Origin of the sequence: Eisenibacter elegans DSM 3317 (genome assembly GCF_000430505.1) — a bacterium.
Classification (GTDB): domain Bacteria; phylum Bacteroidota; class Bacteroidia; order Cytophagales; family Microscillaceae; genus Eisenibacter; species Eisenibacter elegans.
On record NZ_KE387152.1, the window covers coordinates 275,414 to 289,742 of the forward strand.

Below are 14,329 nucleotides of genomic sequence, written 5' to 3' on the forward strand. Positions count from 1 at the left end.
ATCAGCGCAAAAATCAGCTGTTTTGAGTGTCGCGCTGAAAATTTAGACAAGCTCTAAGAACCGAAGGAGCAAACTCTTCTGGCCTTGTCCTGTGCTTTGTAGTGCAAGTGTTGGTATTTTGAAGGCTGAAAATTCCGATGATGGGAAACCATTCAGGGGGCTTATTGCTTATCTAACTGGTATCTACTTTTCCGTTTTTTTTATGAGCTACACCCAACTATCCACAGCAGAGCGGCTAACGCTCAAAACTGTCGGCCAACTGCGTGCCGCAGGCTATCAGCCACGCAGTATCAAACGAGAGCTTCGCGACAACCTCATCGCGGCTATCCGCAGCAAACAGCCCATTTTTGAAGGTATCTGGGGTTATGAGCATACCGTCATTCCTGACTTGCAGCGGGCAATCTTGTCCCAACATCATATCAACCTGTTGGGCTTGCGTGGGCAAGCCAAGACCCGCATCGCCCGCCTGATGATTCGTTTGCTCGACGATTACATCCCTGTCATTGCGGGCACTGAGCTCAACGACGACCCCTTAGCGCCCATCTCCCGACAGGGGCTGGATTTGCTCGCCGCCCACGGCGATGATACGCCCATTGCTTGGTGGGCACGCGAAGAGCGCTATACCGAAAAACTCGCCACTCCCGATGTATCGGTGGCCGACCTTATCGGTGATGTAGACCCTATCAAGGCCGCTGCGCTCAAGCTGCCTTATTCCGATGAGCGTGTCATTCATTATGGCCTCATTCCACGCTCACACCGGGGTATTTTTGTCATCAATGAGCTGCCCGACCTACAGCCCCGCATCCAAGTGGCGCTCTTCAACATTTTACAAGAGGGCGACATTCAAATCAGAGGTTTCAAGCTTCGCCTACCGCTCGATATGCAGTTTGTCTTTACGGCCAACCCCGAAGACTACACCAACCGAGGCAGCATCGTTACGCCGCTCAAAGACCGTATCGACAGCCAAATCATTACCCATTATCCCAAAAGCATCGATATCAGCCGCCGTATCACGGCTCAAGAGGCCAAGGTATTGCCTGAGCAACGCCAACGTGTGCTGATCAATGAGTTGATGGAAAATATCGTAGAGCTGGTGGCCGTAGAAGCCCGACAAAGCGAGTATGTAGACGTAAAAAGCGGGGTCTCTGCCCGTCTTACCATCTCGGCCTACGAAAACCTCATCAGTGCCGCTGAGCGCCGTGCGCTCATCCACGGCCAAGACCAGACCCATATCCGTGTGGGGGACTTGGTGGGCATCATCCCGGCTCTCACCGGCAAGGTAGAGTTGGTGTATGAAGGCGAACAAGAAGGGCCGCTGATTGTAGCCCAAAACCTCATCGGTCAAACGCTGCGGCAGCTTTTCCTCGACTATTTCCCCAACCCCGAAAAGCTCAAAAAAGACAAAAAAGCCACCAACCCTTACCAAACAATCACCCAGTGGTTTGGAGAAGGCAACACACTCGACCTCTTCCACGACCTCTCCGACCAAGAGTATGCAGCCGCCCTACATAAGGTCAGAGGACTGCCCGAACTCATCACACAGTACCATAGCAAGGAGAGCCTGCCGATGCAGTTGTTTTTGATGGAGTTTGCCCTCCACGGCTTAGCCGAACACTCGATGCTCAGCAAGGGCACAATCGACACCGGTTTGCAGTTCAAAGACTTACTCAGCAGTATGTTCAAACTCCCTGACTTCGGAGAGGATGACGAAGAGGATTTTGATGAATAATAAAACGCTCCGCCCCAACTTTTTGTGACCCCCCAAAGATTTTCACACCACTGGATATTATTTGGAAAAACAACCCCTGAGCTGGCAGCTGCCTTTGGCACTGTTTCGAAGTTGGGCTGTAATTCTAGAGTGTCCGGTGGTGTGGTGTTTGGGGGTATGTCAAGTGAGTATTTTTGTGTATTTTCGATTTTTTACGGCGCGGCTCAGAGCCTGCGCATAACCACCTAAAACCTGACCATATTGATATGAAAAAAATAGCTGTATTTACTTCTGGTGGCGACTCTCCCGGGATGAACGCCTGTGTGAGGGCGGTTGTTCGGGCGGCTATAGCCCAGCAAATCGAAGTCTTTGGCATCATCAGAGGCTATGATGGAATGATTCGCCAAGACATCATTCCTTTGCAGTCGCCTTCTGTCAGCAATATCATCCAGCGCGGCGGGACAATCCTCAAGTCTGCCCGTAGTAAGGATTTTATGACCTATGAGGGGCGCAAAAAAGCTTTTGAGTCCTTGCAAGCCAAAGGCATTGAGGGCATTGTTGCCATTGGTGGCGACGGGACATTCAAAGGAGCACAGGTATTCTTTGAGGAGTTTGGAATTCCTACTGTAGGCTGCCCCGGTACCATCGATAATGACCTCTATGGCACAGACTACACCATCGGCTTCGATACGGCCATCAACACCGCCCTAGAGGCTATCGACAAAATCAGGGATACGGCAGACTCTCACGACCGCGTCTTTTTTATCGAGGTGATGGGGCGCGATGCCGGATACATTGCCATCCAATCGGGGATTGCCGGAGGGGCAGAGTTGGTATTGGTACCCGAAACCGAAACCAAAATCGAGCATATCATCCATACGCTCGAACAAGGCAAAGCACGCAACAAGACTTCCGAAATCATCGTAGTAGCCGAGGGTGATGAAGCCGGAGATGCTACCACCATCGCTGCGCAAGTCAAAGAAAAGCTCCCACACCTCGATATTCGGGTTAGTGTCTTAGGCCATATCCAGCGGGGCGGCTCTCCTACAGCCCGCGATCGCATATTGGCCAGCAGATTGGGTATCGCTGCCGTACAGGGCTTGGTAGAAGGGCGCAGCAATGTCATGGCCGGCATCATCAACGACGAATTGGTGTACACCTCTTTCCACGATACCATCCACAAGGCCAAACCCATCAAAGCCGAACTGCTCCAATTAATTGATATTCTGAGTCTGTGATCAATGAATACCCCCCCCTCCTCCAAAAAGCGTACAGGCGTAGCCCTGAGCTTGGTTTTTGTTACTGCTTGCTTTTGCAGTCTGATTATTTTGCTGGCTGCGATGAACGGAAGCCCTGAGCCTTACCACTGGGTCAGTGCCTTGGTGATGGTGATGGTTACTGCCGCGCTGGGCGTATACCTCCGCTATCAACAACAACACGGAATCCGGGCACAAGAGCAACAACATACACAACTATTGAAGGAGGGGCTTAGGAGGCCACAAGGCTGGACAGTAGCCGAAGTAACGCAGTTTTTCCCCAAACTAAATGCTACCCGAGCTCAGCAAATACTCTATGAACTAGCGGCCTTAGACATTGCCTACGAAACCCCCGACCCCGAAGCTCAAACGGTGCGCTATCGGTTTGCCAAACCCAATATCGGCTATACCACCCTGCCCAAAGTAAAGGCCGGCTGGCAACTCACCGAAGTATTAGGCCTCTTGATAGCCCTCCCTTTTTTGTTTTTTGGGCTGTTGTTTTTGGGAATGAGCTTTATGTTTGTAACTGACCAAGGCTTTAACGGTGCGTCAGTGGTAACCATTATTTTTTTGGGGTTGTTTCCAACAGCGGTCGGATGGTGGATAAGTACCAGCATCCAACAGGCGCGCCAAATGCGCCGCAATCGCCAACACCTACAGCAAGTCTTGGGCTATTGCCTACAACAGCCCGTCCTCAGCCCGGTAGATTTGGTGTATATCTCTCATCTTACGCTCCAAGAGGCGCTGTATCTCCTCGATAAGCTACACTACAAACAGCTGGCCACCAAAACGGTCGACGCTAATGGCAGGCTTTGTTATGATTTGAGCACCATCGCCCAGTCGGCTCAAGAACGACAAGAAGCGCAGCGGCTGATAGAAGAAAACTATATGCTGGAGCGCCTGTGGGCCGGCAACCAATACAGCGGCCTATGGATGATTGGGCGCTTCGCAGGGCGCAGCTCGCTTTCGGCCTTGATATTGCTTTCGGCGGTAGCGCTGTTTTTTTTAGGCTTGGCATTTACAATTATGGGAACTTTTGAGCTTGTTGGGCTGCCTGTAGACGACAAACTAGACCGAGAGCCTGTAGCAGCGCATTATCTGTTGATGCTGATTGTAGTGGGTGGGGGTGGTTGCCTGTTTTTGGCCTATCTCTGTTGGCTATATATTCAGAAGATGTACCAGAAAAGCCTGCGAGAATATCTACACCAGAGCTTGCTCAACCTCTTACAAACCCAACCAAGTGTGTTGGCCACTGATGTAGCCGCTGCCCTGTATATCACCACCGGAGAGGCTGAGTACCGCCTAGATGAGCTGCATTTGGCTGGCTGGCTGGAGCTGAAAATATCTCCCGAAGGGCAAAAGGTATATACAGCCAAGGCGCTGGGTTGATTACACCGGAAGTTATGATGTTAGGGCATTTTTTGAGGGGAATTTAGGACACACAAGGTTCGTATTCGAAATTTTGAAGGTGTCCAGACCCTTTGGGGCCTTTGTGATTAATGCAGACAATAGCAACAAAAAACAAAAATGGCCAGTGGTGTAGCGCTGGAGTGTATTTTAGGCTTATGGTCTTGAGTTAGCCCTTCAAACAATTGATTTTTCCACAAACATTTAAGATTTTTGCGTTTTACATCGGCCTGAGTACAGGCTACAATTACGCCCAATTATGACCACAGACTTTATAGCGGCCTTGCAATGGCGCGGGATGATACACGATATGATGCCGGGCACAGAAGCCCAGCTTCAAAAAGAAATGACGACAGCCTATATTGGTTTTGACCCTACTGCCGATTCTTTACATATAGGCAACCTTGCCACAATGATGTTGCTAAAGCACTTCCAACTCAGCGGCCACAAACCGCTCATCTTAGTGGGAGGGGCCACCGGCCGTATCGGAGATCCATCAGGCAAAAAAGCCGAACGCACCTTACTCGAACCCGAAGAAGTAGAGCGAAACATAGCAGGCCAACTAAGCCAGATGCGTAAGTTTCTCAATTTTGATGAGGGGGACAACCGCGCCGAAATTGTCAACAACTATGACTGGTTCAAGGATATTGGTTTTATAGACTTCTTACGAGAGGCCGGAAAGCACCTGCCTGTCAACTATATGATGGCCAAAGACTCGGTCAAGACGCGCCTTGAGTCGGGAGGGCTTTCATTTGCCGAATTTTCTTACCAATTGCTCCAAGCGTACGATTTTTACCATCTGTACAGTACCCGCAACTGCCGCCTGCAAATGGGAGGCTCGGACCAATGGGGTAACATCACCAGCGGCACAGAACTCATCAGACGCAAATGTGGCGGAGAGGCTTTTGCCCTTACAACCCCTCTTGTTACTAAGGCCGACGGCACAAAGTTTGGCAAATCTGAGCAAGGAAACGTGTGGCTGGATGCAGCACGTACCTCTCCCTATAAGTTTTACCAGTTTTGGATCAATGTCAATGATGCGGACTTGCCCAAACTCTTGCGCGTATTCACCTTGATGAGCCGAGAAGAAATAGAAGCGCTAGAGGCCCAAAATAACCCGCAACATACCAAACAGGTGCTGGCTGAATATATGACCACCTTCATACATAGCGCCGAGGAAGCCCAGCAGGTACAACAAGCCTCCCGCTTATTGTTCGATAAGAAAGCCAGCATGGATGCCTTTGAGGCGCTGCCGGATGCCTTGTTTGCTGATGTGGTGGAGGTATTGCCTAGCCGTAGTTTCACAGTAGAGCAGTGGGCGGCTTGCACCAGCACGGTAGACCTTTTGGCCGAAGCCCTAGAGATTTCTAAGGGGGAGGTGCGCCGCAGCATTAAGGCCAATGCCTTGAGTATCAACAAACAAAAAGTATCTGAAGCTCAAAGCAACGATAGCCCGGATGTGTGGCCACTAATCAAGGGGAAATACTTACTCCTTCAGAATGGTAAAAAACAACACATCGCCCAAAAACTAGCCTAAAATACCTCAAAAAAGCTTCCTACCTATGTGGTCAGGAAGCTTCCTTTTTCATCATCTCCCACCATTTAGCCTCAAAATCTATGTCGTTTTTTGCTGTTATTGCTCCTGAGTGGATGCCTGTTTTTTTGACTGCACCTTTTTTTGTGCGCCTTGCGCTTGCGTTGTTTTTAGCCATTCTATTTTTACAATCAGGCTTAGACAAGGTATTCCAATGGCAGGGGAATTTGGGCTGGCTTAAAGGGCATTTTGCCAAGACTCCTTTCAAAAATCAAGTTCCGTTGTTGCTGGCCACTATTACCTTGTTTGAGGTGTTGGCAGGGCTTTGCAGCGCCTTGGGGGTATTAGAGTTATTTTACTTCCAAGACCTCAACCGCGTAACTTGGGCCTTGGTAGGCGCAGAACTATCCGCCGTCAGCCTTTTGATGCTTTTCTTCGGCCAACGTATTGCCCAAGACTACCCCGGCGCTGCCACGCTTGTGCCCTATTTCTTAGTCGCCATTGCGGCTGTATGGATGTTTGGGATGGGGGGTTAAGAAGAGGAGATACGGCACGCCACTGGATATTTTTGGAAAAGTAGCCCGAAGTTCCAGCTTCGAGATAAGCTGAGGCCTCATTTTGGAGTACAATGAGACTTAGCCCACAGTTCTAGCTGTGGGATTTGAAAAATGCCCAGTGGCGTGAGCCTAAACCCAACTCTCAGCTTAACGCATTAACCTTTGGTATTTTTCCGAATGACCTGCTCTATGGCATCCCACATCTCGTTGGGAATCATCCTGAGGTGGTTCATCGAGCTAGCATTTTGCAGCCATTCGCCTCCATCGAGCGTGATAACCTCTCCTGTGAGATAGCCCGCATAGTCCGACATCATATACGCAGCCAAGTTGGCTAGCTCTTGGTGTTCGCCGTAGCGTTGTAGGGGGATGGCATTTTCGGGTTTGGCTTTTTCTACAAACTCTGGCGGCAGCGCCTCTGTGGGGAAGAGCCTATCCCAAGCGCCCTTGGTAGGAAAAGGACCGGGAGCAATGGCATTACAGCGGATTTTATATTTGCCCCATTCTGTCGCTAGGGAGCGTGTCAGGCCCAACACGCCAGACTTGGCCGTAGCAGAGGGCACGGTGTAGGCCGACCCTGTCCAAGCCCAAGCCACAATGATGTTGAGCATCGTGCCGGGCTGCTGCTGTGCGATGCAGTGTTTGCCAAAAGCCAAGGAGAAGTTATACGTTCCCCGCAATACAATATCGACAATGGTATCAAAGGCTCGGTGTGATAGCCGTTCGGTAGGGCTGATGAAGTTGCCGGCGGCATTATTGACCAAGCCCGTAACCTTGCCAAAGCGGGCTACTGTTTCTGCAATCACTTGGTTTACTGCGTCATAATCGCGCACATCACACTGTAGCGGCAGGATTTGCCCGCCAGTCTCGGCGGTTAGCTCTTCTGCAGCTTGGGTAAGCACATCGAGCTTTCGGCTGGTAATAACCACATTAGCACCCAAAGTGGCAAAGTAGTGGCTCATAGAGCGGCCAAGACCTGTGCCTCCTCCTGTTACGATAATGGTGTGGTTCTTAAGTGCGCCTTCGCGCAGCATTGGTTCGGTATGTTGCATCCTATTGTTTGGTTAGTTGTTTGTTGATGATTCAACTTTCTCCAAAAGATAAGGATAAACCAAAGATTTCGCAAGTAATTTGTACGTATACAATACAAACCCAAGATTTAGGGCTTTGACAACAACATAATTGGCGACAGCCCCTATGTGTACATATTTTTCAGGAGAGGTATCAGCGGCTTTGTCTGGATAATAAGATGGTTTTGTGGGGGTATTGATTGTCAAGGATAAGATTTGGGTAGGTAACGAGCTTTCAGACCTAACTGGCTATACCTTCAAACGTGTAGAGCATTTAGAGAACAGCTCTCTACCTTGCTATCGGCGCTACTTGGGTGGCTCAGACTTATGACTAGGTGGTGTGTGTGCCTTATCCACCGGCTGAGGCAGTAGCCGCCAAGGGCTGGGCACAAGGCTTAGCGGGGGAGTGAAGCTTCCTCCGAAACCTTCTCCCCCTACGGCGTGTTTGTGGAATAGACTAATAAAAGCAAATGCCTTATGCCCGGTTACCGATTCACCCAATACATTCCCCCTCAGACCAAGGAAGGGGCTGATTTTGACCGCCTACTGCAAGTACTGATGCAATTGCTCAACATCACGGGCGGCGATGTGAGCGAAGCGCTCAACTGGCTCAATAACCTCGACCAACGCTATCAACTCACTACGGATGACTATGGCATCGGCGATTTTATAGAAGACCTCAAAGCCAAGGGATACCTCAAGGAAGACGAATCAGCAGCGCGCCTCATCATGACCCCCAAGAGCGAAATGACCATCCGACGAACGGCTTTTGAGGAGATTTTTGGGAAGCTGAAAAAAGCCCGCCCCGGCAACCACAAAACCGGACAATCTGGCCAAGGCGACGAACACGGCACGGATTTGCGCAGTTATCAGTTTGGCGATGCGCCCGAGCACATTGCCGTTACGGAGTCTATCCGAAATGCACACATCAACCACGGCATCAATGATTTTCAGCTACTTGATAGCGACCTAGAGGTGGTCGAAACAGAGTTCCGCGCTCAAACCTCTACCGTGCTGATGATTGACATTTCGCATTCGATGATTCTCTACGGCGAAGACCGCATTACACCTGCCAAAAAGGTAGCAATGGCGCTCTCGGAGTTTATCATGCGCCAATACCCCAAAGATACATTGGATGTGATTGTGTTTGGCAATGATGCCTGGCAAATCCAAATCAAAGATCTGCCCTACCTCCAAGTAGGCCCCTATCATACCAACACCATCGCAGGGCTGGAGCTGGCGATGGACTTGCTACGCCGCCGCAAAAACCCCAACAAGCAAATCTTGATGATTACAGATGGCAAACCAACATGTATGAAGGTGGGCATCAAGTATTACAAAAATAGCTTCGGGATTGACCGCAAAATCCTGCGCAAGACCTTGACCTTGGCCGTGCAGTGTCGCAAGCTCAAGATTCCGGTTACAACCTTTATGATTGCCTCTGACCCCTACTTGCAGGCTTTCGTGCGTGAATTTACCGAGGCCAACCAAGGCCGCGCTTACTATAGCAACATCGATGAGTTGGGCAGCTTTATTTTTGAAGACTTTCAACGCAACCGCCGCAAAACAGTACGTTAGATAAACGAAGCAGACACCACTGGACATCTTCTAAAAAAACCGAAATATGGAGCTCTTTTGCGCCCTTTGCGGCTAACTAGTGCCAAGATCAAGCGGATAAAATGAGTACACCAACAACGAAAACCCAAAATGTCTGGTGGTGTGAACAAAACAATGACCCCAGCAGTCGCTAAAAGAGCGTACCTTTGTGGCTTTTATTGATTGAACGCTCTTGTTATGAGTTTAGATATTTGTGTGATTGGTGGTGGAGCAGCAGGTTTTTTTGCCGCCCTACAGTGTGCTGCTCACTACCCCGAACACCGCCTGACCATCCTCGAAAAAAGCCCCAAACTGCTCTCCAAAGTGAAAGTGTCAGGCGGGGGGCGCTGTAATGTAACCCACGACTGCCACCAACGCAAGGCATTGTTGGCAAACTACCCTCGCGGCACAAGCGCCTTGCGTCAAGCTTTTGGGCGATATATGCCTGCTGATATGCAGCAATGGCTCGAAGCAAGGGGAGTAACCCTCAAAACAGAACCCGACGGTCGGATGTTTCCTACTACCGACGATTCACAGACTATCATAGACTGCTTCTTGGTCGAAGCCCGTAAACTCAACATCCGTATCCGCACCCGAACAGCAGTAACACAGCTGACACCCCAACCCGACGGGCGTTTTGGGCTTCACCTCCAAGGAGACAATACCCTCCTACAGGCCGACCGTGTGATTGTGTGTACGGGTGGCCGTCCTCAATTGAGTGATTTTGCCTGGCTCGCTGACTTAGGCCACCCGATTGTACCGCCAGTGCCCTCGCTCTTTACTTTCAACCTCCCCCAGCATCCTATCTGTACCTTACAAGGGCTTTCTGTTCCCAAGGCACGGGTGCGTGTGCCTCATGCGGGACTTGCTCACGAAGGGCCTCTGCTAATTACCCATTGGGGGCTGAGTGCGCCGGCTGTGTTGCTGACCTCTGCTTGGGGCGCACGCTTACTTCACCAATGCCATTATGACTTTGAAGCACACATCCACTGGCTACCGGAGTATCACGAGGAATCGCTCCGGCAAGCACTGCTGACACAGAAGCAGTTATTGGCCAAACGAGCCGTTCACAATCGAAACCCCTTTGGGCTGCCGGCAAGGCTCTGGGAGTTTCTGATGAGTCAGGCTGGTATTCCTGCCGACCAACGCTGGGCAGATCTTTCCAAAGCGCACCTACATACTATGGTACAACACCTCGCTGCCTATACCTTGCGGGTAAAGGGAAAAACGACTTTCAAAGAAGAGTTTGTAACTGCCGGAGGTGTAGACCTAGAAGGCATTCAGCTCAAAACAATGGAGAGCAAGTACCATAAAGGCTTGTTTTTTGCCGGAGAAGTACTTGATATTGATGGGGTTACGGGGGGATTCAATTTTCAGGCTGCATGGAGTACAGCCTATGTTGCGGCATTGGCTGCCGGAGTGGAATAACCCGTGAACGACATAGCAGGATTTAATGGATTTAAGGGGATATACAGGATCTGATTTTGCCGGCTCCTTGCCTGAGCCTTTGTCTCCACGGGCACGAGATGTACTGTATTTGATTTTCTGCCCTCAAGAAAGAGAATTTTAAAAATTAAATCGAATCCGTTTTTAGCGAGGAAGTCCAACTCTACAAAAAATCATTATCTTTGAAAAGTATGATGTTGAGCTTGGCAGTACAGCCCGAGTTAGGTCAAGGGTGTGGGAAGGTATCGGAGAAGTCTTCCTCTAAGGAGACGCATCAGCGTTCAGGAAGCCAAAAAATCAGACGACCTTGTTAACAATGTAAAAATTCGATTTAGCACATAAGATATGAAGCACCTATCCTTTTTACTATACCTATGGGCTATCGGCTTGGCGGCATCACAAGGCCTCTGGGCGCAAGCTACTACTGCCATCCATACAGAAATGCCCGCTACTTTGATTGAGAACCAAGGGCAGTGGCCTGAGGAGGTACGCTTCAGGGTATCCTTACCCGGAGGGTTTATTTTCTTGAAAAACAACAGTTTGCAATACAGTCTATACGACAGCCGCGCCTTAGAAGCCATGCACGCCCCCTCACAACCCAACCGTCAAGCCCCCACCTTGGTAGCTGATGCGGTCAATGTAGCCCCGGGGCAGATTCAGGCACACGGTGTCGTTGTTGTGTTTGAGGGAGCCTCTCCAACACCGCGCCTTGTGGCTAAAAACGCCCACACTGTGAGCCATCATTTTTTATTGGGTCAAAATGCCACTCAGGCCAAGAGCGCCAAAGCCTATCAGGCTGTCCGCTACGAAGCTATATACCCCGGCATCTCTCTTGACTTTGAGCTGTCTGAGCAAGGCACACCCAAGTATACTTGGATGGTAGCGGCGCAGGCCGACCCCTCCCAAATCATCTTGAACTACCAACACAGCCAAGGTATTTATATTGCTCCCGATGGCACACTCCGGATTCGCACCGGCGTGGGCGAAATCGTAGAGGCCGCGCCGCGTAGCTTCCAAACTATCAACGGGCAGCGCCAAGCAGTCTCAACGGCCTGGGTATTGCTCGATGGCCAACGCGCCACCCTACAGCTCGGCAGCTATGATGCTGAGCATCCGCTGGAAATAGACCCTGAGCTGATTTTCTCGACCTACTCTGGCTCCATCCCCGACAACTGGGGCTCTACAGCTACCTTCGACTTGGTCGACAATTTTTACTTGGGGGGAATCGTCTTTGGCACCAATTTCCCAGTTACGGTAGGCGCTTTTCGGGTTAGTTTTAGTGGAGAGATTGATGTGGTGGTGATGAAATTTGACCCTACAGGCAGAACACTCCTCTATGCCACCTACCTAGGTGGCTCACAGGCAGAGTTTCCACACAGCCTCGTCGTAAACCAACAAAATGAGTTGGTCATCTTTGGGACAACCTCCTCGCTCAACTTCCCTACGACAGCCACAGCTTTTTCGCGCAATTTCCAAACCGGCACTGTTGGTGCCAATTTCCCAGTGATGGGGGGGATTAACTACCTCAATGGCAGTGATTTGTTTGTGAGCATCTTGAGCAGCAATGGGGCTAATTTGCGTGCCTCTACCTATGTTGGGGGGAATGAGAATGACGGGCTGAACCTCTCGGCGCAGGTCAGCATCCGGAACTACGGCGACCAATTTCGGGGCGAAGTCATCGTGGATGAGCAAAACAATGTATACATCGCCTCTACAACCAATTCTTTTGATTTCCCTACTTTAGGGGCATTCAAAACAACCCGAGAAGGCTTGCAAGACGCTGTTTTGCTCAAGCTTAATCCCGACTTGAGCGCACTGCTCTGGAGTACGTATTTTGGGGGGAATGGCTTTGATGCTGCCTACTCCTTGCGGCTGAGCAGCAACGGTGAGCTTTATGTAGTAGGCGGAACGCGCAGCACCAACCTGCCCACCCAGCCGGGCGCTTGGTTAAGCAATGCCCTAGGCAATGATGATGGCTATGTGTTGAGACTCAGCAATACCGGCACACTCATCCAGTGCTCGTACTTGGGTACCTCCGAAGCAGACCAAGCTTTTTTGTTAGACCTCGATGCGCAAGACAATGTGTATGTCCTCGGGCAGACACTGGGCAACTACCCGCGTGTTGGTGAAGTGTATTTCAACCAAAGGGGCAAACAGTTTTTACATCAGCTGGATAAAAACCTACAAAACACTGGCTTCAGTACTGTTTTTGGCGCTGGCCGCGATGTTCCCGACATCACCTTTACGGCCTTCTTGGTCAATGAATGTGGCAATATCTACATCTCGGGCTGGGGAGGTGCAATCAATGACAATGGGCGCGTTTCGGGTGTCCGCACTAATGGCCTGCCCACAACTATCGATGCCTTCAGGCGAAATACAGATGGAAACGATTTTTATTTGCTCATCCTCAGCGCTCAGGCTCAGCGACTGCTGTATGGCAGCTTCTTTGGGAGCGTAGGCGGAAGAGGTAACCACGTCGATGGGGGTACTTGCCGTTTCAACAAACGCGGTGTAATCTTTCACGCTGCCTGCGCTTGTTCGCCCTCTGGCAGCGCCAATACCAATGAGTTTCCGACTACGCCGGGTGTATGGTCACGCTTCAACCGCAGCACCAACTGCAATGCGGTGGCCTTTAAGTTTGATACTCAGGCCTTGGTGCCTGATTTTCAGATTATCAACCCCAATACCCTCAACCCCATCACTGCCGGGTGTTTGCCCTTGAGCGTGATTTTACGGTATACCGGCACATCTGCCAGCAGGGTTGTCTGGCGTTTGTCAGATGGAACAAGCCTAGGCTCAGGCAATGAAATACGCTATACCTTTACCGACCCCGGCACCTTTACCATTCTCCTCGATGCCTTCAATGATGCGGCCTGTGTTACCAATGCGCGTATCGACAAACAGCTGGTAGTCTTGGGGGCTGCTGTCAGCATTAGCCCCGACCAGGACCTGTGCCGAGGAGAGTCTGTACAGTTGGAAGCTTTTTCGCCCAAAGCCCTGAGCTACCGTTGGTCTCCAACAACGGGCTTGAGCAATCCGAATATAGCCAACCCGGTAGCGTCTCCTACACAAGACACCCGCTATACCGTAACGGTGCAAGATACCGACGGCTGCGATATTAGCAATACGGTCAATATCAGACTGATAGCCCCGGTAAGTGCCGATTTTGCTATCGTGGCAGAGGGTGAATGCGCCCAACAAACTGCCGTAACATTCCAAAATAATACGGATGCCGACACGTTTTTTTGGGATATGGGCGATGGCACTGTACTCAATGGCGCTGCACCCGAACGCTATGTTTATGCCCAAGGGGGCAATTATCAAATCCGCTTTACAGCCATTCGGGGCAACTGCCAAGATAGCTTCACACAAGAGCTCCTGATAGAAGACAATCTCAGCGCCTTACCCAATGTAATTACTCCCAATGGTGACGGCAGAAATGATACTTTTGTCTTACCCAATCGTTCGGGGTATAGCATCAAAATCTATAACCGATGGGGGCAAGAAGTTTTTAGCAGTGATGCCTACAACAATGACTGGGGAACCAATGCCAATACGGGTACTTACTACTATGTACTCCGCTCTCCGCAAGGGGTTTCGTGTAAGGGCTGGATAGAGGTCGTCAAATGAAGAGCAGCTCAGCGGTGTGTTAGGGAATTATATCCAATCAAAATTAGTTTGGAAAATGTATGTGCCACACTACACCACTGGACATAATAAGCTGAGGCCTCATTTTGGAGGTAAAATGAGACTTAACC

At 50.4% G+C, this 14,329-nt stretch carries 9 protein-coding genes; 8 read left to right on the top strand and 1 reads right to left on the bottom strand.

Annotation, left to right across the window (positions count from 1 at the left end; translation table 11 throughout):
* The first annotated feature begins 202 nt into the window (after nucleotides 1-202).
* From G499_RS0111460 to G499_RS0111480, 5 genes are all read left to right on the top strand, one after another.
* A complete protein-coding gene (locus G499_RS0111460; RefSeq protein ID WP_027000059.1) occupies nucleotides 203-1,729 on the top strand; it encodes a magnesium chelatase ATPase subunit I in 1,527 nt (508 codons plus the stop codon).
* A gap of 245 nt (nucleotides 1,730-1,974) precedes the next feature.
* Nucleotides 1,975-2,946, top strand: a complete 972-nt coding sequence (pfkA, locus tag G499_RS0111465) for a 6-phosphofructokinase (RefSeq protein WP_027000060.1) — start codon at nucleotides 1,975-1,977, stop codon at nucleotides 2,944-2,946.
* Between the two features lie 3 nt (nucleotides 2,947-2,949).
* Nucleotides 2,950-4,353, top strand: a complete 1,404-nt coding sequence (locus G499_RS0111470) for a hypothetical protein (RefSeq protein ID WP_027000061.1) — start codon at nucleotides 2,950-2,952, stop codon at nucleotides 4,351-4,353.
* Between the two features lie 277 nt (nucleotides 4,354-4,630).
* Nucleotides 4,631-5,908 (top strand): tyrosine--tRNA ligase, encoded by a 1,278-nt coding sequence (gene tyrS, locus G499_RS0111475; RefSeq protein ID WP_027000062.1) that lies wholly within the window; start codon nucleotides 4,631-4,633, stop codon nucleotides 5,906-5,908.
* Between the two features lie 80 nt (nucleotides 5,909-5,988).
* Nucleotides 5,989-6,441, top strand: coding sequence for a DoxX family protein (locus G499_RS0111480; protein WP_245576735.1), 453 nt, complete (start codon nucleotides 5,989-5,991; stop codon nucleotides 6,439-6,441).
* A 176-nt stretch (nucleotides 6,442-6,617) separates the two neighbouring features.
* Here G499_RS0111480 and G499_RS0111485 read toward each other — a convergent pair whose 3' ends face one another.
* Nucleotides 6,618-7,511, bottom strand: a complete 894-nt coding sequence (locus G499_RS0111485) for an SDR family oxidoreductase (RefSeq protein WP_027000064.1) — start codon at nucleotides 7,509-7,511, stop codon at nucleotides 6,618-6,620.
* A 495-nt stretch (nucleotides 7,512-8,006) separates the two neighbouring features.
* Here G499_RS0111485 and G499_RS0111490 point away from each other — a divergent pair, with 495 nt between their 5' ends.
* The 3 genes from G499_RS0111490 to G499_RS19745 all read left to right on the top strand — a co-directional run bounded on the left by G499_RS0111490 (nucleotide 8,007) and on the right by G499_RS19745 (nucleotide 14,201).
* A complete protein-coding gene (locus G499_RS0111490; protein WP_027000065.1) occupies nucleotides 8,007-9,107 on the top strand; it encodes a vWA domain-containing protein in 1,101 nt (366 codons plus the stop codon).
* 216 nt (nucleotides 9,108-9,323) lie between these two features.
* Entirely contained in the window at nucleotides 9,324-10,553 is a 1,230-nt protein-coding gene (locus G499_RS0111495; protein ID WP_027000066.1) for a BaiN/RdsA family NAD(P)/FAD-dependent oxidoreductase, read from the top strand.
* A gap of 363 nt (nucleotides 10,554-10,916) precedes the next feature.
* Nucleotides 10,917-14,201: a DUF7948 domain-containing protein gene (locus G499_RS19745; RefSeq protein WP_051296191.1), complete on the top strand. Its 3,285-nt coding sequence runs from the start codon at nucleotides 10,917-10,919 to the stop codon at nucleotides 14,199-14,201.
* Nucleotides 14,202-14,329 lie beyond the last annotated feature (128 nt).

What these genes read in the sequence shown, in the direction of transcription:
- G499_RS0111490 (WP_027000065.1), top strand. Translation starts at nt 8,007, where the DNA reads ATGCCCGGTTACCGATTCACCCAATACATTCCCCCTCAGACCAAGGAA.
- pfkA (WP_027000060.1), top strand. Translation starts at nt 1,975, where the DNA reads ATGAAAAAAATAGCTGTATTTACTTCTGGTGGCGACTCTCCCGGGATG.
- G499_RS0111460 (WP_027000059.1), top strand. Translation starts at nt 203, where the DNA reads ATGAGCTACACCCAACTATCCACAGCAGAGCGGCTAACGCTCAAAACT.
- G499_RS0111485 (WP_027000064.1), bottom strand. Translation starts at nt 7,511, where the DNA reads ATGCAACATACCGAACCAATGCTGCGCGAAGGCGCACTTAAGAACCAC.
- G499_RS19745 (WP_051296191.1), top strand. Translation starts at nt 10,917, where the DNA reads ATGAAGCACCTATCCTTTTTACTATACCTATGGGCTATCGGCTTGGCG.
- G499_RS0111480 (WP_245576735.1), top strand. Translation starts at nt 5,989, where the DNA reads ATGTCGTTTTTTGCTGTTATTGCTCCTGAGTGGATGCCTGTTTTTTTG.
- G499_RS0111495 (WP_027000066.1), top strand. Translation starts at nt 9,324, where the DNA reads ATGAGTTTAGATATTTGTGTGATTGGTGGTGGAGCAGCAGGTTTTTTT.
- G499_RS0111470 (WP_027000061.1), top strand. Translation starts at nt 2,950, where the DNA reads ATGAATACCCCCCCCTCCTCCAAAAAGCGTACAGGCGTAGCCCTGAGC.
- tyrS (WP_027000062.1), top strand. Translation starts at nt 4,631, where the DNA reads ATGACCACAGACTTTATAGCGGCCTTGCAATGGCGCGGGATGATACAC.